We start from the raw sequence: 23,284 nt of genomic DNA, 5'->3' as shown, positions 1-23,284 counted from the left end.
GTGCTATAATAAAGTTTCAATAACTATCAAAGCGAGGTCTTCATTGTGAGTGGATATAACGTCGCGATTGTCGGTGCTACTGGCGCAGTTGGTGCCCGGATGATCAAAATGGTTGAACAAACGAGTTTGCCGGTTAATTCGGTTAAACTTTTAGCATCAAGTCGGTCAGCGGGTAAGCAACTCAAATTCAACGGTCAAGACTTGACGGTTGAAGAAACGGTCCCAGAATCATTTGAAGGCGTGGATTTAGCGCTCTTTTCAGCTGGTGGGTCAGTTTCAAAGAAATTTGCTCCCGAAGCAGTTAAGCGTGGAGCCGTGGTAGTTGATAACACCAGTGCTTTTCGGATGGACCCGAACGTGCCATTAGTGGTTCCAGAAGTTAACGAAGATGCGTTGTATCAACATCATGGGATTATTGCGAATCCTAACTGCTCAACAATCCAAATGGTAGTCGCCTTGGAACCAATCCGTAAAGCATATGGCTTGAAGCGTGTGATCGTTTCAACGTATCAAGCAGTTAGCGGTGCGGGTAATCGGGCCCTCCAAGAATTACGAGATGAGACGCAAGCTTATCTCGATGGCAAGGATATGGAAGCCCATATCTTGCCCGTAGCTGGTGAAAAGAAACATTATCCAATTGCTTTCAATGCGTTGCCACAGATTGATGTCTTTGAAGAAGACGGTTATACGCATGAAGAATGGAAAATGATTCATGAAACCAAGAAGATTATGTGTGGCGGCGATATGGATAGTAAGGCGATTAAGGTCACCGCAACTTGTGTCCGGATTCCGGTCCCCGTTAGTCATTCAGAAGAAGTTTACTTTGAGGTTGAAGACGATCAAGCTAATGTCAAAGGTATTCAGGCTGCTTTAGCGGCGGCACCTGGCATTGTATTGCAAGATGATCCAGCTAATCAGATTTACCCATTGGCACATAATGCTGAAGGGTCAAAGGACACTTTTGTTGGCCGCGTGCGTCCAGATCAAGAAACACCAAAAGCCTTCCATTTATGGGATGTTTCGGATAACTTACTAAAGGGTGCCGCTTGGAACTCAGTTCAGATTGCGGAACATTTAGATAAGTTAGGCTTACTGCACATGCAATAAGCGGTTTAATTGCTTAAATAGCCAATCATGAATTAGCACTGTAAAACCAATACGGTTTTACAGTGCTTTTTTGTTATGGGCAGACTAAACGCAAACGCTAGCTTAAACTGGCTGAAAATCTAGCCAGTAAAAAAGTCACTTACCAGGACAGAATTGTCCAGGCAAGTGACCCACGCTGTAATCAATGACATAAAACGGCTAGTTATTTTAATAAATCTAAGACCGCTGTGACCAAGGCCACCGGAATCGGCTGATCAAAAGCAATGTTTAAACGCTTTTGACCAGTTGTGTAGCCTGCTGCTTTGGCAGTTGCCAGTACGGCTGGCGATAAATCTGCTGAAATACTGAGACTGACATGGGCTTTATATGCAGCAATGCTCACGTATTTTTGGTCCAGGTCATAAAATGGCAGGTGCCACTTTATTTTAGGCGTGGCTTGCGGTAATTCAGTGGTGATCAATTGTTGCAAGGCTTGGAGCACCGGCTGGGCCTGGGGGGCCGCCTGACTAATATAATCAGCGGTATCAGTAACTGGAATCCGACTAGGCATTTGTAAAGACCTCCTAATGGTCAAATGCGTTATTTGTGAAACGAGTTGCGGCGTAATAGCCAAATGGTTAGGACACAAAGGCCAATCGTGATTAGGACGGTAATTTCCCAACCAAAAGGATTCTTCATAAATGGGAGATCCACGTTTTGACCGAAAAAGCCGAAAACAATATTTGGAATGGTCAAAACGATTGAAAAAATGGTTAATAACCACATCGTGTTGTTCAGACTGTTATCTAAAATATTTGAGTAGGCATTTGAAACCCGACCAATAATATCAGAAGCAATGTTCGCCATTTCCAGCCCTTGTTGTGCTTCAACAATGATGTCGTCTAGGCGTTCCTTTTGGGCTGTCGAAAATTTAATGGGTGCAAACCGTTTGAGGGATTGCAACAAGTCGTTATTCGTTTTTAAAGAGGTCAAAAAATAGACTAGGGTGGTTTCTAATTCCATCAATTGTAAAATAACGGACCGCTGAATTTGCTTTTGCATTTTTAATTGAATATTTTGGCGTTCCTTATTGATGGTGTTAATAGCCTGAAAATACTGCCGGGACAATTGATACAAGACATCGAAAATATAATCAAACGGATGCTTCACTTTTTCCCAATCCGCATCAATAATATCGCCTAACAAATCATCGACATACGCTGTGTGGTCAGTGGTAAAGGTCAAGAGCGTGTGGTCGACTAACATAAAGCTGACTTGGGCGGTATGAGTGCCTTCATCGGTATTCTTCGTGACAACATCAAAAATAATGGTTGTGATGGCACTCTTGTCATCGTATTCCAAGCGGCCCCGTTCGTTACGGTCGGTGGCATAACCTAGCATTTCATCGGTGACGTGTTCTTCATTAACCAGTTGTTGATAATCGTTATCGGTATAGTTGTTTACTGCGACCCAGCGAAAATCGTCGCTTAGTGCTTGTACTTTTATCATTTGCTTACTTCCAGAAGTTTGATTTACTCTAAATTTAACATGTTTTACGGGTCAACGTAAAGCGCTATTTAGACGACCGTGGTGCGACTAAGCCGTTCACACCAGAGCTGATGCTTGCGACTGAAGAAAGCTAGTAAAAGATCATAACTAATAATCAACAGCATCAGGGAGACAATGACCAAGTAAATATCGAGTCGATTCAAAGCCGCACTAGGGACGTTACCCAGGCGATTAAACAGCCACAAATCTAGGAATAGCAAGGGTAAGCTTACTAGATAGAGGCCGGCATAATGGATGACTAACTGCCAACCACGGGCGGGTTGCCCATCACTTGCAACTAGGCGACTGTTCATAAGCCAGCCGCCGAGGGTTTTGCCACCATTAAAGGTTGCTGGTAGCCAGAAGAAGAGAACGATATCGGCTAGGTATAACCAACGGAAGTCATGGGTTAACGGCCAAGCAAAGTGTTTAACCAGGACGAAATAGATAACATCAAAGCCGGCGATGGCAAGCCAATCAATCACTAGAGCCAAAATACGGCGCCAATTAATCGGATGGGTCTGCGAATCTAAGCGCGTCGAGTGGTCGGTTTCACGCCAACGATGTGGGATGAAACTTAAAGCCACGGCGCCAGCCCAACCACCTAATGTATTAGTCATCAAGTCGTCGACATCAAACATGCGATAAGCGCGAGTGTAATAACCATAGAGGCCAGTGAGCTGGGTCGTTTCAAAGAATAATGAAATCGCAAAGCTGGTTAACGTAATTAACCAAAGCGGCCAGTGATGGCGCCATTTTAAGTAAGCGCCAATCGGCATGAAAAAGATGACATTGAAGAAGGGTTGGAAGAAAGTTGACGATTTGAATGCTGCCAGCCAAGTGCTAGGATCACTAAATTGAAAGGCAGTTAAAAGCTTTAATTGACTTAAAAAGAAAAACGGTTGTAAGTTGTATTCGGCCGACGTTAAGCTGGCGACTGCACGACGCGAAGGTAACGGCAAGATAATCAGTAAATAGGCCGCTGACAGGTACCAAATGAACGAATACGTGCTGATAATATTGCGTTCAGTCAACGTTGATTGCGTGTGTAATTGGAGACTTAAAATGATCATGGCAATTAATAATGTTATAAAAGGTAAGCCGAGAATAATAATATGAACGGGTTCCAATAAAGTTTTGACGATCTGGCTTGATAAGCCAAGTTGATAGAGTTTGGTGATCAGTATTTGCATGTGATATCCCCCGATGATTGGTTAGCCTTATTGTAACGGAGAAGTATGACTGAATGATGGTTAATAAGTCTTTTTTTCTCATAATATAACTAAATTAGTGAAAATTTAGTGATTTATTTGGGGTCAAAACGGGTAAAAGTGGGGCAACTACGTTTAAAACCGATTGCTATTTGGTAGTAGATGTGTTTGAATTATGGGCAATTAGTACCATAGGCTAACTTTAAAAGGAGCTGAACAACATGTTAATGGATGGTCATACACATACTGAACTATGTCCGCACGGTAGTGGTGAAGCCACTGAAAAAATGATTCAACGTGCGATTCAATTGGGAATGCAGAAGTATTGCATTACGGAACATGCCCCGTTACCGCCGGATTTTAAGCAACAATATGCGGGACAGCTAACTGGCTTTACCACGGCATCGTTGCCGTTAGCGCTGGTCCCCGATTACTTAAAGCTGGCGCGGGCATTACAAAAGAAATATGCCAGTCAATTAGCGATTTCCGTTGGTTTCGAAGTGGATTTCTTGCCGGATCAGGTGGCATGGACGCGGGCATTTTTAAATGAATATGGGCCACAAACGCAAGAAAACATTTTGTCAGTGCATTTTATGCGGGGCACGGATCAAAAATTTTGGTGTTTGGATGATACGTTGACGGATTTTGAAACTGGGTTTGAAGCATGGCTCAACCAACCGCAAGTGCTGTTCAATCAGTATTATCAAACAGTTTTGGCTTCGGTCGTCGCTGATTTAGGTCCGACTGCGCCGCAACGTATTGGTCATATGAGTTTAATTCGCAAGTTTCAAGACCGTTTTAACTTAACGGCGCCTTTAGATGCGACCAATCTCGCTTTGGTTGATGAGATTTTAGATCAGATAAAATGGCAAAATCGTGAAATTGATTTAAACTTGGCTGGTTTATTTAAACCATTTTGTAATGATTTTTATCCCGGTCATCAAATCTTAGAACGGGCTAAAAAACGTGGTATACCGCTAATATACGGTTCTGATGCGCATGATATTCAAAGCGTTGGTCACGGGCAACATTTAGCAATTGCTTTAATTAATGGTTGACAAATGAGTTTTTGACCACTAAAATGAATTTTAAATTAAACAACTAATTAAAATTTAATAAAAAGTTCTGATTAGAAAAAGTAACTGATAAATTCCTCATCCAGAGAGTCCGGATAGCTGAGAACCGGGCAGATATTATCAGCGAACCCACATCTATGAACTGCTAAGGTGAACCTGTCGCATTAGCCTTAGCCGAATGGTTTCGTTATCCAAGTTGACAATCAGTCAACATGAGGTTATCAGTGTGAGCTGGTAACGAATTAAGGTGGAACCACGGTTAAACGTCCTTTTAGCAATTTTGCTAATGGGGCGTTTTTTTATTTAAATTAAACTAGGCGAACGAAAGTTAAGGAGGATTGACAATGTTAAGTAATCTTTTACCACTTGGGACTCGCGATGAATTTGGTCGGCGGGCAGCCAGAAAACAGCAATTAATCGCGGTGATTCAGGCCCATTTTAGACAGCGAGGCTTAGCGGCCATTGCCACACCATTATTAGAGCATCAAGCGGTCTTTGATCCTTACCAAATGGGCAGCTACCAAATGTATCGGTTATTAGATGCGGAAGGGCAGACGTTGGTGTTACGCCCGGATCTAACGTTGCCAATTGCGCGTTTTCTGAGTGCGACTAAGATTCCATTACCCCAAAAATTTGGCTACGTTGGCGATATTTTCCGAGTGAGTCGGCGGTTGTCAGGTTCTTATAACCAAATGACGCAAGCGGGGGTTGAGCTAATCGGGTATGCCTCGATTAAGGCTGAACTGGAATGTCTCACGATTGCGAATCAATTGAGTACGGCGCTAATCGCCGATGCCGTTGAAATCGAACTTGGCGATGCGCAGTTCGCCCAACAAGTCGTGGCGAGCCTGACGACGGATGTGACCCGGCAAACTGCCATTAAGCAGGCCTTGTTCAATAAGCAGATTCCACAATATGATGCGTTGATTGCGACCTATCAAGCTGAACCGTTATATGACTTCTTACAAAAATGGCCACGGTTGTTTGGCAAGCCGGCGTTGATTTTAGCCCAGCTAACGGCCGCACCATTACCGGCCAGCGTTAAGCCAAGTATCGAACGCTTACGCGCGGTCGTTGCGTGGATGCAACGTACCATGCCGAATCAGGCGGTGTCACTGGATTTGAGTAGTCAAGCGCCACAAAAATATTATACCGGCTTGACCTTTCGGGGGTATTCACAAGCTGGTGCCGGTTACTTGTTCAGCGGTGGTCGCTATGACCAACTACTGGCGAACTTCCAAGCACAAAGTGAACCAGCCGTCGGGATGGGCTTAGATGTTGATTTATTGACGGAATTGGCGCTTGATACGACGACACCACCGGCTAAACAATTACTATACTTTGAACCAGCCCAATGGTCGCAAGCTGAAAAAAGACTAGCCGCCCAACCAAATGCAACTTTAAGTTTGGCACCGACGTTGGCGCTAGCACGAGTGGAAGCGCAACAAATGGGTGCAACGTTGGTTGATTTGACAAAAGGGGCTTAATTATGACAGCAGAACGTTTAAAAATTGCATTGACTAAGGGGCGCGTTGAACAACAAGTGTTGCCGTTGTTAGAACAAGCCGGGATTGACTGTTCGCTGGTCCGTAATAAGCAACGGCGCTTGATCTTTGATTCCACAACGCAACCCTATGAATTTATTTTAGCGAAAGGCCCTGATGTGACCACGTTTTTAGAACGTGGGGCTGCCGATATTGGGATCGTCGGCAGTGATATTTTGATTGAACACCAGAGCACGCAATATGAATTGTTGGACTTGGGTGTCGGCCGGTGCCAGTTCGTCTTAGCTTCAACGGCAGATTTTGATCCGCAAGCGCCCAAACGCAAAATTATTGGCACGAAGTATCCCTTAATTACGAAGCGCTATTTTGATCAATTGGGGCAAGATGTGGAGATTATTAAGATTGAAGGTTCGGTGGAACTAGCGCCGCTAACCGGGTTGGCGGATGCCATTGTGGATATTACAGAGACCGGAACCACCATTCGTGAGAACCACTTACAGATTTATGATTATTTACAGACGGTCTCGACCCGCTTAGTCGTGAACCGCTTGGCGTTGAAACAGCATCAAAGCGCTATTTATGAGTTGGTCGATCGCTTAGCGACAGTCGTGGAACAACCAAAGGAGTGTTTGTCATGAAAATTATTAATGAAGATTTAGCGACCTTAAAAAAACTGGTCCAAACTAAAACGCAACAATTAACAGATGAAAAAGTTGGTTTAGCCGTTCAAAAAATTATTGCCCGGGTGATTAAAGAGGGCGATACGGCTTTAAAAGCGTATGAAAAGCAATTTGATCAAGTCGATATTGAGGCGTTTAAGTTATCGACGGCGACTATTGATGCGGCATATGAGCAATTAGACCCCCAAGTGAAAGCGGCATTAATGTTAGCCAAGCGTAACATTACGAGCTTTCATGAGAAGGAAAAGGCGACTGGTTTTATGGATACGGAACAACCAGGGGTCTTACGGGGACAAAAATTATTACCCTTGAATCGGGTCGGGCTCTATGTGCCAGGTGGGACCGCCGCTTATCCATCGACTATTTTGATGAGTGCCTTACCGGCTAAGATTGCAGGCGTGAATGAAATTATTATGGTCACACCGCCACAAAAAGCGGGGATTAATCCGGCGGTGTTAGCGGCGGCTAAAATTGCGGGCGTCGATGCGATTTATCAAGTTGGCGGTGCCCAGGCGATTGCGGCTTTAGCTTATGGGACTGAATCAATTCCACAAGTGGATAAGATTATCGGTCCGGGGAATGTCTTCGTTGCAACGGCGAAAAAGCAAGTCTTTGGTCAGGTCGCAATTGATATGGTGGCTGGCCCATCGGAAATCGGGATTATTGCAGATGATAGTGCTAATCCACGTGAGTTAGCGGCTGATTTACTCAGCCAAGCAGAACATGATCCGTTGGCACGGCCAATTCTAATTACCGATAGTTCTAAATTAGCCCAAGCTGTTAGTGATAACGTGACGCGACAATTGAAAGTTTTACCACGAAGGGAGATCGCGACGGCGGCGGTTAATAATAAAGGCTTCATCGCAGTGGTGGATCAAGTGACGGCAATGTTTGACCTGATGAACACGGTGGCACCAGAACATTTAGAGATACAATTGGAAAATCCAACACAATATTTGAGTTTGATTAAAAATGCGGGTTCAGTCTTCTTAGGCCGTTACGCCTCGGAACCGCTGGGAGATTATGTGGCGGGGCCTAATCATATCTTACCAACCAGTGGGACGGCCCGGTTTTCTTCACCATTAGGGGTCTACGACTTTGTCAAACGAACCTCGTTTGTGCAATATACGCGTGCGGCACTGGCTAAAGAAGCGGATGCAATTACGACATTAGCACGGGTCGAAGGCTTAGAAGGTCATGCGCGTGCGATTGAAGCCCGCTTTGATACGTATTACGACTAGGAGGTCAAGCAGATGCGACAAGCAACGATTAAGCGTGAAACTAAAGAAACGCAAATTGAAATTAGCTTAAATTTGGATGAACAAAGTGGTATTCAGATTGATACCGGCATTGGCTTTTTGAATCACATGCTCACGTTATTTGCGAAACATGGGCGCTTTGGCTTGGTTGTCAAAGCACATGGGGATTTAGATGTTGACCCGCACCATACGACTGAGGATACTGGGATTGTCTTAGGCGAATGTTTCAAACAAGCCTTGGGTGACAAAGTCGGGATTGAACGCTATGGGACTGAATTTGTTCCAATGGATGAAACGCTGGGACAAGTCAGTGTGGATTTGAGCGGCCGTTCTTATTTGGTCTTTGATGCAGAATTAACTAACCCCCGCTTAGGCGGTCTCGATACGGAAACGATTGAAGATTTCTTTCAAGCCGTGGCGTTTGCGACCGAAATGAATTTACATGCGCGGATCTTATATGGCCGCAATACACATCACAAAATTGAAAGTTTGTTCAAAGCCTTCGGTCGAGCGATGCGGGCAGCCGTCACGGTTAATCCAGATATTATCGGGGTCAATTCCACCAAGGGTGTGATTTAGATGTTTGCAATTGTAGATTATGATACGGGTAATACCCGCAATCTTCAAAAAGCTTTGACGTATTTAAAGGTACCGACGGTTTTAACCGCTGATCCGACCGTCTTAGCTCAAGCAGAAGCCGTTATTTTACCCGGTGTGGGAGCTTTTGCAGCCGCCATGCAGGCTTTGACCGAACGGCAACTTGTCCCGGTATTGCAACGCTTGGGCCGTGATGGTAAACCGATGCTCGGGATTTGTTTGGGCATGCAGTTGTTATTTGAGAGCAGCACTGAATATGGAGTGCATCCCGGTCTGGGCTTATTAACCGGGAACGTGGCCGCCTTGCCAACCGATTTAGGGGTGAAAGTACCACAAATGGGCTGGAATGAGAACCACGTCCAACGACCGACAACGCCGTTTGTTGGCATTGACGGTGCGTATACTTATTTTGTGCATTCGTATTATGCCGTTAGTCCAGCTAATCAGATTGTCGCCAGCGTCCAACATGGCGTGACGGTGCCAAGTATCGTGCAAAAACAAAACGTGATTGGGATGCAATTTCATCCTGAAAAGAGTGGACAAGTTGGCTTAGACCAGTTAGCAACTTTTAAGAAAATGGTGAGTGCAAATGATTTTTCCAGCAATTGATTTAAAAGCCGGGCAAAGTGTCCGCTTGTATCAGGGGGACTTTACCCAGACGACCCTCATTAATGCCGACCCGGTGCAACAAGCGCAGCAGATCCAAGCTGCGGGATTAGCACAATTACACTTAGTTGATTTAGATGGTGCCAAGTCAGGACAACCAGAAAATTTGGCGACCATCACGGCGATTCGGCAAGCTTTTACAGGCACCTTGGAACTGGGCGGCGGAATTCGTCGTTATGACTTAGCTGCCCGTTACTTAAAGTTAGGGGTTGACCGGTTGATCATCGGCTCGGCGGCATTAACCCAGCCGGCCTTGGTGCAACGCTTACTGGCTGATTTTGGCGCCGACCGCATTGTAATTGGGATGGATGGTAATCACGGTCAAGTTGCAATTAATGGTTGGTTAGAACAATCCCAAACAAAGATGAGTACTTTGATGGCAACGATGATGGCGAGTGGTGCCAAACAGTTTGTCGTGACGGATGTGGCGCGCGATGGCACGATGCAGGGGCCTAATATCACCTTATTGGCCGCACTTAAAGCCAAGTTACCACAAGCAACACTCATTGCCAGTGGCGGGATTCGGGATATTACCGATATCCAAACGCTACAGGCAATGGGAATTCAAGACGCCATTATTGGGAAAGCCTTGTATGAAGGGACCGTCACGTTAGCGGCCCTAGCGGAGGTTGACAAATGCTCGCAAAACGATTAATTCCATGTTTAGATGTGGCAGCTGGGCGGGTAAAAAAAGGGGTTAATTTTGTCAATCTAACGGATGTGGGGGATCCGGTGGCGATTGCGGCGGCCTATCAACAGCAAGGCGCCGATGAATTGGTCTTTTTAGATATTTCTGCAACGAATGAACACCGTAAAACGATGGTTGATTTAGTTGAACAGGTTTCAGCCCAGGTCTTTATGCCGTTAACCATCGGTGGCGGGATTGGCAGTGTTGCCGATATGCAACGGTTGTTACGTGCGGGGGCGGATAAGATTGCCATTAATTCGGCGGCGGTTGCTGACCCACAACTTATTGCCGCCGGAGCTGAAAAATTTGGTAATCAGTGTATTGTTGTGGCAATTGATGTGGCTTGGGACGATCAAGCACAGGACTATCGTGTCTATACGCATGGTGGGCAACAGAAAACGGCATTGTCAGCAGTGGCGTGGGCTAAGCAAGCCGTCGCTTTAGGTGCTGGTGAATTACTCGTTACCAGCATGGATTGCGATGGGACTAAGGCCGGTTTTGATTTGCGGCTGTATCAGCAATTAGGCGCAGCGGTGGCTGTGCCAATCATTGCTTCGGGTGGCGCTGGTCAACTAGCTGATTTTGTGACTGTTTTTCAACAGGCCCCAGTCGATGGGGCCTTAGCAGCGTCAGTTTTTCACTATGGTGAATTGACAATTGGTCAAGTAAAACAAGCTTTAAAAGCGAAAGGCGTGGTGGTTAGATGACAGCAAAACCCGATTTTGAAAAAGGCCAAGGCCTCGTCACAACCGTCGTAACGGATGCGCAGACTAAGGCCGTCTTGATGGTGGCTTGGATGAATGCCGAAAGCTATCAGCGGACGCTGACTTCTGGTGAAACCTGGTTCTGGTCCCGGTCACGGCAAGAGTTGTGGCATAAAGGGGCTACGAGTGGCAATCGCCAAACTGTTGTCAGCATCAAGTTGGATTGTGACAATGACACGTTACTCATTGCCGTTAATCCTGCAGGTCCGGCTTGTCATACCGGTCACACCAGTTGCTTTTTTCAAACGATTCAAGATAAGAGAGGATGATAATGATGCAAGATATGGAAGCTTTATATCAATTAATCGCTGATCGTCAAAAAACACCTAAAAAGGGGTCATATACCGACTATCTGTTTACCGAAGGATTGGATAAAATCTTAAAAAAGGTGGGCGAAGAATCAACTGAAGTTGTGGTAGCCGCTAAGAACCCTGACGATGATGCCCTAGTTTATGAAACCGCTGATTTGTTTTATCACGTTTTAGTTTTACTCGTGCAACGAGGGGTGAGCTTTGACCAGATTAAAGTTGAACTCGCTAAACGTGAAGGTGAAATGAGCGACTTTAAAGATCGGCCTGAAATCAAGAATCGTTAAGAGGGGGTTATTATATGAAGGAAAGTGTTCGAAAACTCCAACCGTATCTTCCAGAAAAGCCATTAGCAACTTTGCAAGCTGAGTTAGGGCTATCGCATTTAGTCCGGCTATCCGCTAATGAGAATCCGTATGGGACGTCGCCACAAGTTGCCACGGCGATTAAGAATTGGGATTGGACGATGAGTAATCGCTATCCTGATGGTAATGCGACCGTTTTACGACGTGTTTTGGCGCAGCAATTAGCGGTCGATCCAGCCCAACTGGTCTTTAGTGTCGGCCTCGATGAGATGATTGCGATGGTCTCACGAACCTTTTTAGCACCGGGGGACCAAGTCTTGGTTTCGGCACCAACTTTTTCAGAATATGCGTTACATGCCGAAATTGAAGGGGCCAGCTTAGTCAGCGTGCCCACCCTAAAGACGGGTCAAGTCGATTTTGCGGCCTTAGCTGCCGCCGTGACCCCGCAAGTAAAGTCAGTTTGGCTGTGTAATCCCAATAATCCGACGGGGACGGTTGAAAGCTTGGCGGCAATCACGGCTTTTGTCCAACAAGTGCCGCCGACCACGATGGTACTAATTGATGAAGCCTATTTGGATTTTGCCACGGATGCTGCAGCCATTACGGCGTTGCATTTGCCAGAAAAATGGCCGAATGTGGTCGTGATGCGCACCTTCTCAAAAGCGTATGGCTTAGCGAATTTTCGGGTAGGCTATGCCGTCTTCTCAACACAACTAGTGCCCACCATGCAGGCGGTGCGGTTACCGTATAATTTAAATACCCTAACCCAAGTGGCAGCCGTGGCGGCGGCAAAAGATCAGGCCTTTTTGCAAGCGACGGTTGCTAAAAATGCCGCTGAACGGCAATTGTGGCAACAATTTTTCGATCAACAACAGATTCATTATGATCAGAGTGCCGCAAACTTTATTTTCTTTGAGTATCCGCAAGCGGACCGCTTGGCGGATTACTTATTACACCAAGGTTATAGTCTGCGGACCGGCTTACGGCCAGATTGGTTACGAATGACCTTTGGTACCGCAGCCGATGGGCACCAGTTACGTCAATTGATTGCTCGCTATGGTCAGTCAAAATAACGCCTAAACTAATTAGCAGTCCTAAGTTGCCATTAACGCAATTTAGGACTGCTAATTAGTTTAGATTATTTATAAAATTAACTATCTGTATTATGATGTTAATAATAATCGGTATACTTGATTGGTGCGTTACTATATTTGAAAAGAGGTCACGACGTGCTACACTTTGTTGAACAGTTATATGGCCCGTTTTTTAGCGGTGCTAATTGGAGTCAGGTGATCACTTCCCCCAATGATTGGTTAGTGATTCTATCATTGGCAATTATTGAATGTTTACTGTCAGTGGATAATGCTGTGGTGTTGGCAGCCCAGACGCAACGGCTGGATAACTTGCAGGAACGTGAAAAATCATTGTTTTATGGCTTGTGGGGGGCCTATATTTTCCGCTTTTTAATTATTGGCATTGGCACGTATTTAATTAGCTTTTGGGAAATCAAGGTGCTTGGCGCGGCCTATTTAATTTATTTGGTCTACCGTTTCTTTACCCAGCACCAAAGTAAACCTGAGCGGAAGCCACGTGGTCGTCGTTTTTTTGGTCTCAGTCAATTCTGGTCCGTCGTTGTCCAGATTGAAATGATGGATATTATTTTTTCAATTGATTCAGTGTTAGCGTCGTTAGCCATTTCTGATAATCCCGTAATTGTGTTGATTGGTGGCATGATTGGGATTGCGTGCATGCGGGGCATCGCTGAGATTATTATGCGATTAATGCGTAAGATTCCGGAACTAGAACCAATGGCGTATGGACTAATTGTCATTATTGCGTTTAAATTGTTCGTTTCGATTCCAGCGATTGGTTGGGATATTCCAGCCGCCGCTTTTGGGCTAATCGTCTTAGCCGCTTTTGTCGTGACGATGGTAATTCATTTTGTGCGCCAACGGGTTCAAAAACAGATTAAGAAAGGTGATTAAACGATGCAACTTGGATGGATTGGAACTGGTGTGATGGGAGCGGCAATCGTCAAAAATTTGATGGCGGCTGGGCATACGTTGACGGTGTATAACCGCACTAAAAGTAAGACGGATGCTTTAGTGGCACAAGGGGCGACGTGGGCAGCGACGCCGGCCGCAGTCGCGGCTGCCAGTGATGTCGTCTTTACAATGGTTGGTTTTCCGAAAGATGTTGAACAAGTTTATTTTGGGGAGCAAGGTATTTTTAGTCAGCTAGCTGCTGGTAAAACGGTCATCGATATGACGACCAGTCAGCCGAAGTTAGCGGTGAAAATTGCGGCTTATGCGCAGAAACATGGTATTCAAGCCTTGGATGCACCGGTTTCAGGTGGTGACATTGGTGCTAAGAATGCAACCTTAACAGTGATGGTTGGTGGCGATGAGGCGGCTTATACCGCCATGTTACCATTGTTCCAGGCGGTGGGACATAAAGTTAATTATTTTGGTGCGGCTGGTACCGGGCAGCATGCTAAAATGGCAAATCAAATCATGATTGCGGGTACGATGACGGGCCTAACGGAGATGCTCCTTTATACGGAAGCGGCCGGATTAGATCCTGAAAAGGTGTTGGCCACCTTATCCAGTGGGGGGGCCGATAACTGGAGTATGGAAAACTATGTCCCTCGTATTTTGAAAGCTGATTATACGCCCGGTTTTTTTGCGCGGCATTTCTTAAAAGATTTGCGAATTGCGTTAACCGAAGCGGATGCGATGGGCTTGGACTTAGTCGCAACTGCCCAAGCAAAACGGTTGTATGAAGTCATGGTTGACGTCAAAGGGTTGGGTGACCAAGGAACCCAGGGGTTGATTAATAGTTATCGCTGAACAGGTCATCAATCGATATCATAGCGGGTTATAGCGTACTAAAAAGCGCGTGGCATAACAAAACAGTTGTTGTAAGAAGTGAGAACTTCTTGCAGCAACTGTTTTCTTTTGATTATTAAGCGGACTAAAAGTTCGTTTTGATGGCGGCCTATTGCAGGGCCTTAACCGCTGCTTGGGCGGCCACATTCATGATATTCCAAGGCCGGTCGAAACCGGGTTGGAAGAAGAAATCAGTATAAGCTAAATCATAAACCGTGAGCTTAGCTTGAATGGCAAGTGCAATTGTGTTGATATTAGCAGTTACATTGGCTTTAGACATGATTTGGGCCCCTAAAATACGACCATTGGCAGGATCAAACGTTAATTTGAACCATACTTTGGCATTGCCGGCTGCGGTAGGGACGAATTTTGGTTGCGCCGTATCTGTGATTAGGACTGACTTGGTCTGCAAGTCAAAGTTTTTAGCTGTCCCGGCCTTGATACCAGTAGAAGCAAAATGGTAATCAAAGACAGATAGGGCGGATGACCCTGAAACAGCGGGCATGGCAATTTTGGTACCCAACAGATTTTTAGCGGCAAAGCGCCCTTGCCGCCGCGCGTTGGTTGCCAAGGCAATCCGATTAGGCTGACCAGTTGGGGCGAATGGCACTAAGGTCGCATCGCCGACGGCATAAATATCAGGATCACTGGTTTGCAAATAATCGTTAATCGTGATGAGACCGTGGGCATCTAAGTCGATGGTATCTTTTAACCACGCCGTGTTAGCCCGAATCCCAGCAGCTGAGACAACTAGGTCGGCCGGATACTCGCCTTGATCGGTGACGACCTTAGTCACTTTACCGGCTACCCCCGCAAAGGATTTGACGCTTTGACCGGTTGCAGCTTGAATCCCATGTTCAGCCATTTCAGTGGTTAACACTTCAGTAAATTCAGGATCGAGATATAGACTCAATAGGCGTGGCAATAAGTCAATGACAGTAACGTGTTTCCCGGCTTTGGCAAATACTTCAGCGGCTTCGATACCGATATAACCGGAGCCAATGACGACCACGTTTTTAATATCTGGATCGACGGTCTTAGCCTTTAACTTGATTGCCCAATCCCGACCACGCATGGCATAGATGTGCTTTAAGTCATGACCAGGAACTGGTAATTCAAAAGGCACGGCGCCAACGCTGAGGACTAATTTATCATAAGTTTCATCACGTTCAGCCCCGGTCACGTGGTTGACGACGTGGACCGTATGTGTTGTTGGTTCAACTTTGGTAATCTCTTGTTCCACAAAGACATGTACCCCTTGGGCCGTCATGGCTTTAGGCGTTGCATAGCGCACGCTGTTAACATCTTTGACGGTACCTTCAAGGTATAACTGCATCCCACAAGATAAGAATGAGAGAAAATCGCCTTTTTCGTACCATTGAATTTCAGTGTCAGGTTGTTCAGCTAAAATACCGCGGACCGTTTCGTAACCACCATGGGAAGAACCAACTACGATAACTTTCATGATAAAACCTCCAAATATTTAGTTTATAACTGTTCTAATTCACCGTAACATTACTTGTGCACAATTGAAAGCGAAACCAATTACGATTTTTATACTGGCTTTGCTTAATGGGGGCAAAGACGCCTAAAAAGCTGTTTTCAAAGTTTGGTAAGTCACTACCAAATCTGAAAACAGCTTTTTAGGCGGGCCACAGTTAGTCAATGGTATCAAAGAAGGTCAATAGTTTTTCTTTGGTGAGTTGGGCTTTTTCAGCCCCCCGGACATCAAACTTGATCTTGCCTTGGTCGAGGACAATTAAACGATTCCCGTATTGAAGGGCATCATCTAAATGGTGGGTAATCATTAAACAAGTCAGCTTTTCTTGCGTCACGCGTTCATTGGTTTGCCGCATCAGTTCTGCACTCGTTTTGGGATCTAGGGCCGCGGTATGTTCATCTAATAAGAGCAAGTCCGGGCGCTGAGCAGTTGCCATTAAGAAACTTAATGCTTGTCGTTGACCACCGGATAAGTTTTCGGTCGCCGTATTCAAGCGCTCCGATAGGCCATTATTCATAGTTGCTGTTAAGTCCTTGAAATGTGGGAGTTGTTGCTTTAACCGTCTTAAACGCAACGTCCGATGTTGACCACGTTGGCTCGCCAACAGTAAGTTTTCAGCTACTGTCATCCGTGGAGCCGTGCCCATTTTAGGGTCTTGAAAGACGCGGGCTAAAAAGGCAGTTCTTTTTTCAACGGAAAGGGAGGTAATATCATGTTCATTCAAAGCGATGGTTCCACCATTGACGGGGAGTTCACCACTGATCGTATTGAAAAGGGTGGATTTACCAGCCCCATTGGACCCGAGGACTGTGACGAAGTCGCCGTTATAAATGTCTAAGTTTAAATGCCGGAGAATCATCACTTCATTGGGGGTGCCCACGTTCACCTTAGTCACGATGTCTTTTAAGGCCAGCAATGGTGTCTTAGTTTTCGTCATATTTAGCGACCCCTTTCTTTAATAAATGATTGAGATGGAGCTTTTTACTAGCCTGTGGCAACATCAAGCAAACGGCCAAGATGATGGCGGATAGCAAATTCAAATCGTTGGTACTGAAACCGAGTTGTAACACGATTAATAAGACGAATCGGTATAAGATACTACCAAGTGTGACGGCAATCAAACGTTGGTTTAAGGTCAAATCGCCGAAGACGACTTCGCCAATAATGATGGAAGCCAAAGCAATTACGATAATCCCAATCCCCATGTTGACGTCAGCATAGCCGTTATTTTGCGCAATTAAGGCACCGCCCATCCCAATCATCCCGTTAGAGACCATTAAGCCCATCATCGTCATATTGTCGGTATTAATCCCAATTGAACGTGCCATCATCCGGTTGTCACCGGTAACGATGAAGGCTTGACCAAGATTAGTTTGTAAGAACAGGATGAGTAATACGGTGACCACGACAATGACGACCAACCCGACAAAGACACTGTCAAAGTATTTGGGTAGGCTGGCTAAAAAGTGGTTGGCAAAGATGGTCTGTTTGCCTAATAGTGAGACGTTGGCGCTACCCATAATCCGGAGATTGACAGATAAGCAGGCGGTCATCACCAAAATACCGGCTAATAAAATTGGAATCTTGCCTTTAGTGTATAAGAGCCCGGTGATTAGACCGGCGGCGGCTCCAGTGACAAAGGCTAATAGCGTGGCGGTATAGGGATCCATGCCATGCGCAATTGCGGTTACGGCGGTCGCTGCGCCTAATGGAAAGGTGCCTTCAACGGTCATATCTGGAAAATCTAAAATTCGAAAAGTTAAAAAGAGTGCAATGCCTAAGATGGCCCATAAGAGGCCCTGCCCAATACTGGATACAATCATACTCATTTGTAAATGACCCCTTTCTGTTTGGCTTCCTTCAAGACGCTAGCTGGGAATTTAAGCCCTAATTGTTTAGCTTCGCTTAAGTTAAGCGTCATTTTCCCTTTAGTAATCAGTTCAACTGGATAGGTTGCGGTGGCTTTTCCTTGTAAGACCCGGGCCGCCATTTCACCAGATAATTTACCTAATTGATATTGGTCAACGGAAAGCGTTGCGAGACCGCCATCTTTAACCATCGTATCGACGGCGGGAATCACGGGAATATTAGCCTTACTTGTGACTGAAACCAAGGTCTTCATTGCACTGGCAACCCCGTTGTCTTGGGGGGCGTAGACGGCATCAACTTGCGACGCCATCGTTTCCGCAACTTGTTGCATATCGTTGGTGCTAGAAATGGTATACAGCTTGTATGCAATCCCAGCTTGACGACAAATTTTAGCGAACTTCTTGGCGTTATATTCGCCACCGTGATCAGAAGTGGTATAGATAATCCCAATCTTCTTAGCTTTAGGGACGAGCTGGCGTAATAAGTCTAAATGGGACTTTAATGGTGATTCACCGGAAGTCCCAGTGATGTTAGCGCCGGGCTTAGTATTGCTTTTAATCAGACCGCCACCAACTGGATCAGTAATGCCAGCCAAAATTACGGGCGTTTGTTTCCCAGCGGCGTTAGCTAAGGCTTGGGCAGCGGGCGTTGCAATGGCAATGGTTTCGTCCGCATTTTCATTAATGAACTTTTGGCTCATTGTTTTCAGATTACTCTGATCACCTTGCGCATTTTGATAATCAATCTTGACGGTTTTACCAGGGACATAACCGTATTCTTTCAATCCAGCCAGAATCCCGCGATGAATGGCGTCTAAGGCGGGGTGGGTTTCCAATTGTAATATCCCGACTGTGGGGACCTTTTTTGAACTAGTGGTTTTTTTGGCTGATTGGGTCGTCATGACAAAAGCGACACCTAAGAAGACGACCAAAGCGCTAATAAATGCAAGCATACGTTTCAATGTGGTTCACCTCAACTTAATTATTTCAAACTCTTTTTTTCGGGCAAGGGGGGAGGTTAACTTAGCCGGCTTAGTGCGGGGATGATGCCAGTCATGATGGTCATCCCCATCACCATGACTAGCGTAACTGCACGGCAGCGTCACTAAATTAGACCAATAAAAAAAGGGCAAACCAGTAAGCTCTGGTCTGCCCTTTACGGAACCGAAGCCTGCTGTGTTAAAACCCATGCAGACTTCTTTGGATAACAAAGTTAGTCGGCACAGATACAAACTGTTTGCCAGATTGTATCCGTGTTGACGGAATTACAATCTGAATTGCCGGCTTTGCCATGAACGATTCAAGTTGAATTGTACTAACTTTGTCATTTCCAGTTCCTCGCTTTCATTTATCGAATGAACTCAGTATAGCCACAGTTAAAAATACTGTCAAGTTAAAATTTTAAAATGTGGGGGCTGTTTTGTGATGAGTTGACAATTAAAAGTAATCGTGATAGATTAACTTTAAATTAAAAATAAATTAGACGTTGAAGAGAAAAGTAGCGATAATGAGGGTTTTCCAGAGAGCTTCGAGTTGGTGTGAGGAGCAAATCAGTCATGACGTGAAGATGAACTCGGAGTCATCGTGCGGGTAGCAAGGCTACGTACGCGGTTGCAACCGATAACTTGCGGAGTATCCGGAACAAGCCGGGTACTTGTCGAGATTGGTATTGTGAGATGCCAATAAATAACGGTGGTAACGCGTCAGCTTTCGTCCGTTAATTTCTATTTTAGGAATTAACGGACGAAAGCTTTTTTGCGTTTAAGGAAAATGAAAGGTGGTTAGTCAATTGACGGTGATTGCACGGAATGGACTTTCAAAGGCCCAAACACAAGGGTGCCAGCCGAAATTAGCACCGGCGACCATTCAAGTATTAATTTTGAATTTAATGCCAACTAAAAAAGTCACGGAGCAACAATTCTTACAACGACTGGCAGTGGGACCTACTGATGTGGCGGTGACTTTCATGTATCCCACTAGCCATCATTTTAAGGGCAGTGACCGGGCGACGATTGCAGCTAATTATGTGACATTAGCGCAGATTCAAGCTGAGCATTTTGATGGTTTGATTGTCACTGGAGCTCCCGTGGAACAATTGCCTTTTACGGCGGTCGATTATTGGGCGGAATTACAGACGATCATCACGTGGGCGCAAACGCATGTCAGACAGACGCTGTTTGAATGCTGGGCGGCCCAGGCTGGATTGTATCTGCAATTTGGGATTAATAAACGGCTTGTTGCTAATAAAATCTTTGGCGTTTATACCGCAACTATGGTGGACGGGGACTCGCCATTGATGGCTGGGTTAACGCAGCCAGCCGAGTTGAAGATGCCACAATCGCGACAGACACAATTGGTCTTGCCGGCTGAATTACCGACTGCGCTACAACTAGTTGCGGCCAATGCGCAAGTGGGGCCATTAGTCTTGGCGGCGCCGGCGCAACATGCCGTGTACGTGACCGGACATCCCGAATACGCGGCTGAAACGTTGGCGTTAGAGTATCGGCGTGATCGGCAACAACACCGACCAATTCAGCAACCACAGCATTATTTTAGTGATTCACAGGGCACGATTAATTATAGTTGGCAACAGGCCAGTTGCCAATTTTATCAGAATTGGGTGGCAACCCTTAAATTAATGAAAGCAGGTTTTTGAAAATGACGACGAAAAATAATTTACACTTTGAAACTTTACAAGTTCATGCTGGTCAGACGGTTGATGAAATGGGCGCACGAGCGGTACCAATCTATCAAACAACATCGTATGTATTTAAAGATGCGAAGCAAGCTGCCGGTCGATTTGCGTTGACGGATGCCGGGAATATCTATACCCGGTTGACGAATCCAACAACTGCAGTCGTGGATAAGCGGGTGGCCGCATTGGAACATGGAACAGCTGGCGTTACCTTGGCAACGGGGGCCGCTGCCATTACGGCTGCTATCCTCACGATTGCTGAACAAGGTGATGAAATTGTTGCGGCGAAGACACTTTACGGTGGGACCTACGACTTATTAAGCGTGACTTTGAAAAAGTTAGGGATTACGACGCACTTTGTTGATCCTGATGACCCTGAAAATTTTGAAGCCCAAATTAATGCGCACACTAAAGCCTTATATGTAGAAAGTATTGGGAATCCAGGTATTAATTTGGTTGACTTTGAAGCCCTTGGCGCGATTGCGCATCGGCATCACATTATTTTAATTGTGGATAATACGTTTGGGACGCCCTACCTAGTGCGACCGTTGGAACATGGGGCAGATATTGTCATTCATTCGGCCACCAAATTCATCGGTGGTCACGGGACGACCATGGGCGGGGTCATCGTGGAAGGTGGCACTTTTGATTGGCAAGCTAGCGGTAAATATCCAGGATTTACGACCCCCAGTCCGCAGTACAATGGCTTGGTTTTTGCGGATTTAGGTGATAGTGCCTTTACGACAAAAGTACGGGCGGAGGCGCTGCGAGATACTGGAGCAGCAATTAGTCCGTTCAATTCATTCATACTGTTGCAAGGACTAGAATCATTGTCATTGCGAGTGGAACGGCACGTTGCCAATACCCGTAAAATCGTGGCATTCTTAAATAAACATCCCAAAGTTGCTTGGATTAATTATCCAGAATTGCCGGATAGCCCGTATCATGCGCTGGCGACTAAGTATTTTCCTAATGGGGTGGGGTCAATCTTTACCATTGGCCTTACGGGTGGCGAGACTGCTGGTAAAGCCTTGATCGAACACTTGAAGTTGTTCTCATTATTGGCAAATGTGGCAGATGCGAAATCGTTAATCATTCATCCAGCTTCCACGACGCATGCCCAGTTATCACATGATGAATTATTGGCTGCCGGGGTGACGCCGGACTTAATTCGGCTGTCCGTGGGCATTGAAAATGTCGCCGATTTAATTGCCGATTTAGATCAAGCGTTAGCCCAAGTTTAAGACGATTGGAGTGGTGCAAATGGCAACAACCATTGAAGTTGGCCTGTTAGGGCTCGGAACCGTTGGCAGCGGGGTAGTTACCCGTTTGACGCAAGCAATGACGCGGATTGAACAACAACAGGGGGTTCATTTTCACTTAGCAATGGTGGCAGTGCATCATTTTAAGCCGGCACGCCCGCTAACTTTGCCGGTGGGGACGCGGTTAACTACTACGTTGCAGGCAGTTGTGACCGCGCCAGCGATTCAAATTGTGATTGAGGTGATGGGGACGATTGCCACTGCTAAAGCGGCTATTATTTCGGCGTTTCAACATGGTAAGTCGGTGGTGACAGCCAATAAGGATCTAATGGCTCTTGCTGGCACCGAGTTAGTCGCATTAGCACGGTATTATCAGGTGGATCTATTTTACGAAGCCAGTGTTGCTGGTGGAATCCCGATTTTAAGGACCTTAGCAGATAGTTATGCGACGGATGAGATTCAACAGGTTGTGGGGATTGTTAATGGAACGGCTAATTATATCTTAAGTGCGATGACCGCGGGACAGCCCTATGCGCAGGCATTAGCCGCCGCTCAAACTGCGGGGTATGCCGAGGCCGATTCGACTAATGATGTCCTTGGACTTGATACCACGTACAAATTAATGATTTTGAGTCAATTCGCTTTTGGACAAGCACTGACCGTTGACCAAATTCAACCGGTCGGGATTAACACCTTAACGGCGGCACAGTGCCAGCAGGCAGTTCGTGCCGGTTGGCAACTCAAATTATTGGCGCAGGCGCAACAACACCAAGGTCGAATTTATTGTCGGGTGGCGCCGGTAGCAGTTCCGCAGACGGTGCCGATAAGTCAAGTTGCCGGTGTTCAAAATGGCATTGCCATTACTAGCAAAGCCCTAGGAGCGACGTTATATACCGGACCGGGAGCTGGAGGTGCTGCAACCGCGAACAGTATCCTAAATGATTTGTTGGTTGCTGCCAATCATTTGATTCAGCATACCAGAGGCCGAACGTTTAATGCCAATCAGGCAACGTTATCAGTGACAAATTTACGAACGGTCCCACAAGCCTACTTGGTATTTACCACCGTGGCAATTGGACGACCAGTAACTGCTGATATTCAGCAACGAACTGCTAATTGTTACCAGACCATGGTTCTAACGCCAAATCAGTTAGCGGCCATCGTGTGGCAACTGGTTCGACAGGGGGCGGGGCCGGTCACGACAGTCCCAATTGCTTTTTCCACGAACTGGGCAAGCACGCCCACGGCCCAACCGGTGAGGCCATCCGTAAACATTTGAAAAAGGACGCTTGGGTACAGTATACTGTATGTAAGTGTCTTTTTTTTACGGCACTGATAAAGGAAAACCTGAAGCAGCCGGGTTTTGAAACGTGTTCG

The 23,284-nt window shown here is 45.9% G+C and carries 24 protein-coding genes and 1 other annotated feature; of the genes, 17 read left to right on the top strand and 7 right to left on the bottom strand.

Annotated features, from left to right (window positions below; translation table 11 throughout):
* Nucleotides 1-45 precede the first annotated feature (45 nt).
* Complete coding sequence (locus C5Z26_RS04925; protein WP_105448874.1) at nucleotides 46-1,107, top strand: aspartate-semialdehyde dehydrogenase; 1,062 nt, start codon at nucleotides 46-48, stop codon at nucleotides 1,105-1,107.
* Between the two features lie 202 nt (nucleotides 1,108-1,309).
* Here the strand turns inward: C5Z26_RS04925 and C5Z26_RS04920 are convergent, their stop codons facing one another.
* The 3 genes from C5Z26_RS04920 to C5Z26_RS04910 all read right to left on the bottom strand — a co-directional run bounded on the left by C5Z26_RS04920 (nucleotide 1,310) and on the right by C5Z26_RS04910 (nucleotide 3,827).
* Nucleotides 1,310-1,657, bottom strand: a complete 348-nt coding sequence (locus C5Z26_RS04920) for an iron chaperone (RefSeq protein ID WP_105448873.1) — start codon at nucleotides 1,655-1,657, stop codon at nucleotides 1,310-1,312.
* A 29-nt stretch (nucleotides 1,658-1,686) separates the two neighbouring features.
* Nucleotides 1,687-2,595 (bottom strand): magnesium transporter CorA family protein, encoded by a 909-nt coding sequence (locus C5Z26_RS04915; protein WP_105448872.1) that lies wholly within the window; start codon nucleotides 2,593-2,595, stop codon nucleotides 1,687-1,689.
* 68 nt (nucleotides 2,596-2,663) lie between these two features.
* Complete coding sequence (locus C5Z26_RS04910; protein ID WP_105448871.1) at nucleotides 2,664-3,827, bottom strand: VanZ family protein; 1,164 nt, start codon at nucleotides 3,825-3,827, stop codon at nucleotides 2,664-2,666.
* Between the two features lie 239 nt (nucleotides 3,828-4,066).
* Between C5Z26_RS04910 and hisJ the strand changes: the two genes are divergently transcribed.
* From hisJ to C5Z26_RS04845, 13 genes are all read left to right on the top strand, one after another.
* Nucleotides 4,067-4,903 (top strand): histidinol-phosphatase HisJ, encoded by an 837-nt coding sequence (hisJ, locus tag C5Z26_RS04905; protein WP_105448870.1) that lies wholly within the window; start codon nucleotides 4,067-4,069, stop codon nucleotides 4,901-4,903.
* A 58-nt stretch (nucleotides 4,904-4,961) separates the two neighbouring features.
* Nucleotides 4,962-5,195: a binding site (T-box leader), on the top strand.
* Between the two features lie 70 nt (nucleotides 5,196-5,265).
* On the top strand, nucleotides 5,266-6,408 hold the full coding sequence (locus C5Z26_RS04900; RefSeq protein ID WP_105448869.1) for an ATP phosphoribosyltransferase regulatory subunit: 1,143 nt from the start codon (nucleotides 5,266-5,268) through the stop codon (nucleotides 6,406-6,408).
* Nucleotides 6,409-6,410: 2 nt separating this feature from the next.
* A complete protein-coding gene (gene hisG, locus C5Z26_RS04895) occupies nucleotides 6,411-7,064 on the top strand; it encodes an ATP phosphoribosyltransferase (protein WP_105448868.1) in 654 nt (217 codons plus the stop codon).
* Nucleotides 7,061-8,347, top strand: coding sequence for a histidinol dehydrogenase (hisD, locus tag C5Z26_RS04890; RefSeq protein ID WP_105448867.1), 1,287 nt, complete (start codon nucleotides 7,061-7,063; stop codon nucleotides 8,345-8,347). The genes hisG and hisD overlap by 4 nt, the downstream gene beginning before the upstream one ends.
* A 12-nt stretch (nucleotides 8,348-8,359) precedes the next feature.
* Nucleotides 8,360-8,944 (top strand): imidazoleglycerol-phosphate dehydratase HisB, encoded by a 585-nt coding sequence (gene hisB, locus C5Z26_RS04885; RefSeq protein WP_105448866.1) that lies wholly within the window; start codon nucleotides 8,360-8,362, stop codon nucleotides 8,942-8,944.
* Complete coding sequence (gene hisH / locus C5Z26_RS04880; RefSeq protein ID WP_105448865.1) at nucleotides 8,945-9,571, top strand: imidazole glycerol phosphate synthase subunit HisH; 627 nt, start codon at nucleotides 8,945-8,947, stop codon at nucleotides 9,569-9,571. It begins immediately after the preceding gene.
* Nucleotides 9,552-10,283, top strand: coding sequence for a 1-(5-phosphoribosyl)-5-[(5-phosphoribosylamino)methylideneamino]imidazole-4-carboxamide isomerase (gene hisA / locus C5Z26_RS04875; RefSeq protein WP_199774979.1), 732 nt, complete (start codon nucleotides 9,552-9,554; stop codon nucleotides 10,281-10,283). The genes hisH and hisA overlap by 20 nt, the downstream gene beginning before the upstream one ends.
* Complete coding sequence (gene hisF / locus C5Z26_RS04870) at nucleotides 10,265-11,023, top strand: imidazole glycerol phosphate synthase subunit HisF (RefSeq protein WP_105448863.1); 759 nt, start codon at nucleotides 10,265-10,267, stop codon at nucleotides 11,021-11,023. The genes hisA and hisF overlap by 19 nt, the downstream gene beginning before the upstream one ends.
* Complete coding sequence (gene hisI, locus C5Z26_RS04865; RefSeq protein WP_105448862.1) at nucleotides 11,020-11,349, top strand: phosphoribosyl-AMP cyclohydrolase; 330 nt, start codon at nucleotides 11,020-11,022, stop codon at nucleotides 11,347-11,349. Before hisF ends, hisI begins: the two co-directional genes overlap by 4 nt.
* A gap of 5 nt (nucleotides 11,350-11,354) precedes the next feature.
* Nucleotides 11,355-11,675, top strand: a complete 321-nt coding sequence (gene hisE / locus C5Z26_RS04860) for a phosphoribosyl-ATP diphosphatase (RefSeq protein WP_105450136.1) — start codon at nucleotides 11,355-11,357, stop codon at nucleotides 11,673-11,675.
* Nucleotides 11,676-11,689: 14 nt separating this feature from the next.
* Nucleotides 11,690-12,766 (top strand): histidinol-phosphate transaminase, encoded by a 1,077-nt coding sequence (gene hisC, locus C5Z26_RS04855; protein ID WP_105448861.1) that lies wholly within the window; start codon nucleotides 11,690-11,692, stop codon nucleotides 12,764-12,766.
* Nucleotides 12,767-12,922: 156 nt separating this feature from the next.
* A complete protein-coding gene (locus C5Z26_RS04850; protein WP_105448860.1) occupies nucleotides 12,923-13,678 on the top strand; it encodes a TerC family protein in 756 nt (251 codons plus the stop codon).
* A gap of 3 nt (nucleotides 13,679-13,681) precedes the next feature.
* Nucleotides 13,682-14,542: an NAD(P)-dependent oxidoreductase gene (locus tag C5Z26_RS04845; protein WP_105448859.1), complete on the top strand. Its 861-nt coding sequence runs from the start codon at nucleotides 13,682-13,684 to the stop codon at nucleotides 14,540-14,542.
* A 148-nt stretch (nucleotides 14,543-14,690) separates the two neighbouring features.
* Here the strand turns inward: C5Z26_RS04845 and C5Z26_RS04840 are convergent, their stop codons facing one another.
* The 4 genes from C5Z26_RS04840 to trpX all read right to left on the bottom strand — a co-directional run bounded on the left by C5Z26_RS04840 (nucleotide 14,691) and on the right by trpX (nucleotide 18,903).
* Nucleotides 14,691-16,046, bottom strand: coding sequence for an FAD-dependent oxidoreductase (locus C5Z26_RS04840; protein ID WP_105448858.1), 1,356 nt, complete (start codon nucleotides 16,044-16,046; stop codon nucleotides 14,691-14,693).
* 193 nt (nucleotides 16,047-16,239) lie between these two features.
* Nucleotides 16,240-17,019, bottom strand: coding sequence for an ABC transporter ATP-binding protein (locus C5Z26_RS04835; RefSeq protein WP_105448857.1), 780 nt, complete (start codon nucleotides 17,017-17,019; stop codon nucleotides 16,240-16,242).
* The gene (locus tag C5Z26_RS04830; RefSeq protein WP_105448856.1) at nucleotides 17,006-17,911 is read right to left on the bottom strand and encodes an ABC transporter permease; all 906 of its coding nucleotides are present in this window, start codon (nucleotides 17,909-17,911) and stop codon (nucleotides 17,006-17,008) included. The genes C5Z26_RS04835 and C5Z26_RS04830 overlap by 14 nt, the downstream gene beginning before the upstream one ends.
* The gene (gene trpX / locus C5Z26_RS04825) at nucleotides 17,908-18,903 is read right to left on the bottom strand and encodes a tryptophan ABC transporter substrate-binding protein (RefSeq protein ID WP_105450135.1); all 996 of its coding nucleotides are present in this window, start codon (nucleotides 18,901-18,903) and stop codon (nucleotides 17,908-17,910) included. The genes C5Z26_RS04830 and trpX overlap by 4 nt, the downstream gene beginning before the upstream one ends.
* 842 nt (nucleotides 18,904-19,745) lie before the next feature.
* Here trpX and C5Z26_RS04815 point away from each other — a divergent pair.
* Genes C5Z26_RS04815 through C5Z26_RS04805 form a run of 3 tightly spaced genes read left to right on the top strand, consistent with a single transcriptional unit; the run spans nucleotide 19,746 to nucleotide 23,186 of the window.
* A complete protein-coding gene (locus C5Z26_RS04815) occupies nucleotides 19,746-20,606 on the top strand; it encodes a homoserine O-acetyltransferase/O-succinyltransferase family protein (RefSeq protein ID WP_234005743.1) in 861 nt (286 codons plus the stop codon).
* Nucleotides 20,607-20,608: 2 nt separating this feature from the next.
* Nucleotides 20,609-21,889, top strand: coding sequence for an O-acetylhomoserine aminocarboxypropyltransferase/cysteine synthase family protein (locus C5Z26_RS04810; protein ID WP_105448854.1), 1,281 nt, complete (start codon nucleotides 20,609-20,611; stop codon nucleotides 21,887-21,889).
* A gap of 19 nt (nucleotides 21,890-21,908) precedes the next feature.
* Complete coding sequence (locus C5Z26_RS04805; protein WP_105448853.1) at nucleotides 21,909-23,186, top strand: homoserine dehydrogenase; 1,278 nt, start codon at nucleotides 21,909-21,911, stop codon at nucleotides 23,184-23,186.
* The last annotated feature ends 98 nt before the right edge of the window (nucleotides 23,187-23,284 follow it).

It is taken from the genome of Lactobacillus sp. CBA3606 (genome assembly GCF_002970935.1).
Taxonomy (GTDB): domain Bacteria; phylum Bacillota; class Bacilli; order Lactobacillales; family Lactobacillaceae; genus Lactiplantibacillus.
Note: the sequence above shows the minus strand (reverse complement) of the source record. Positions and strands in the feature narration are given on the sequence as shown.

What these genes read in the sequence shown, in the direction of transcription:
- C5Z26_RS04835 (WP_105448857.1), bottom strand. Translation starts at nt 17,019, where the DNA reads ATGACGAAAACTAAGACACCATTGCTGGCCTTAAAAGACATCGTGACT.
- C5Z26_RS04900 (WP_105448869.1), top strand. Translation starts at nt 5,266, where the DNA reads ATGTTAAGTAATCTTTTACCACTTGGGACTCGCGATGAATTTGGTCGG.
- C5Z26_RS04805 (WP_105448853.1), top strand. Translation starts at nt 21,909, where the DNA reads ATGGCAACAACCATTGAAGTTGGCCTGTTAGGGCTCGGAACCGTTGGC.
- hisA (WP_199774979.1), top strand. Translation starts at nt 9,552, where the DNA reads ATGATTTTTCCAGCAATTGATTTAAAAGCCGGGCAAAGTGTCCGCTTG.
- C5Z26_RS04920 (WP_105448873.1), bottom strand. Translation starts at nt 1,657, where the DNA reads ATGCCTAGTCGGATTCCAGTTACTGATACCGCTGATTATATTAGTCAG.
- hisI (WP_105448862.1), top strand. Translation starts at nt 11,020, where the DNA reads ATGACAGCAAAACCCGATTTTGAAAAAGGCCAAGGCCTCGTCACAACC.
- C5Z26_RS04915 (WP_105448872.1), bottom strand. Translation starts at nt 2,595, where the DNA reads ATGATAAAAGTACAAGCACTAAGCGACGATTTTCGCTGGGTCGCAGTA.
- hisD (WP_105448867.1), top strand. Translation starts at nt 7,061, where the DNA reads ATGAAAATTATTAATGAAGATTTAGCGACCTTAAAAAAACTGGTCCAA.
- C5Z26_RS04840 (WP_105448858.1), bottom strand. Translation starts at nt 16,046, where the DNA reads ATGAAAGTTATCGTAGTTGGTTCTTCCCATGGTGGTTACGAAACGGTC.
- hisJ (WP_105448870.1), top strand. Translation starts at nt 4,067, where the DNA reads ATGTTAATGGATGGTCATACACATACTGAACTATGTCCGCACGGTAGT.
- C5Z26_RS04810 (WP_105448854.1), top strand. Translation starts at nt 20,609, where the DNA reads ATGACGACGAAAAATAATTTACACTTTGAAACTTTACAAGTTCATGCT.
- C5Z26_RS04845 (WP_105448859.1), top strand. Translation starts at nt 13,682, where the DNA reads ATGCAACTTGGATGGATTGGAACTGGTGTGATGGGAGCGGCAATCGTC.
- hisE (WP_105450136.1), top strand. Translation starts at nt 11,355, where the DNA reads ATGCAAGATATGGAAGCTTTATATCAATTAATCGCTGATCGTCAAAAA.
- C5Z26_RS04910 (WP_105448871.1), bottom strand. Translation starts at nt 3,827, where the DNA reads ATGCAAATACTGATCACCAAACTCTATCAACTTGGCTTATCAAGCCAG.
- hisG (WP_105448868.1), top strand. Translation starts at nt 6,411, where the DNA reads ATGACAGCAGAACGTTTAAAAATTGCATTGACTAAGGGGCGCGTTGAA.
- hisF (WP_105448863.1), top strand. Translation starts at nt 10,265, where the DNA reads ATGCTCGCAAAACGATTAATTCCATGTTTAGATGTGGCAGCTGGGCGG.
- hisC (WP_105448861.1), top strand. Translation starts at nt 11,690, where the DNA reads ATGAAGGAAAGTGTTCGAAAACTCCAACCGTATCTTCCAGAAAAGCCA.
- hisH (WP_105448865.1), top strand. Translation starts at nt 8,945, where the DNA reads ATGTTTGCAATTGTAGATTATGATACGGGTAATACCCGCAATCTTCAA.
- C5Z26_RS04830 (WP_105448856.1), bottom strand. Translation starts at nt 17,911, where the DNA reads ATGAGTATGATTGTATCCAGTATTGGGCAGGGCCTCTTATGGGCCATC.
- trpX (WP_105450135.1), bottom strand. Translation starts at nt 18,903, where the DNA reads ATGCTTGCATTTATTAGCGCTTTGGTCGTCTTCTTAGGTGTCGCTTTT.
- hisB (WP_105448866.1), top strand. Translation starts at nt 8,360, where the DNA reads ATGCGACAAGCAACGATTAAGCGTGAAACTAAAGAAACGCAAATTGAA.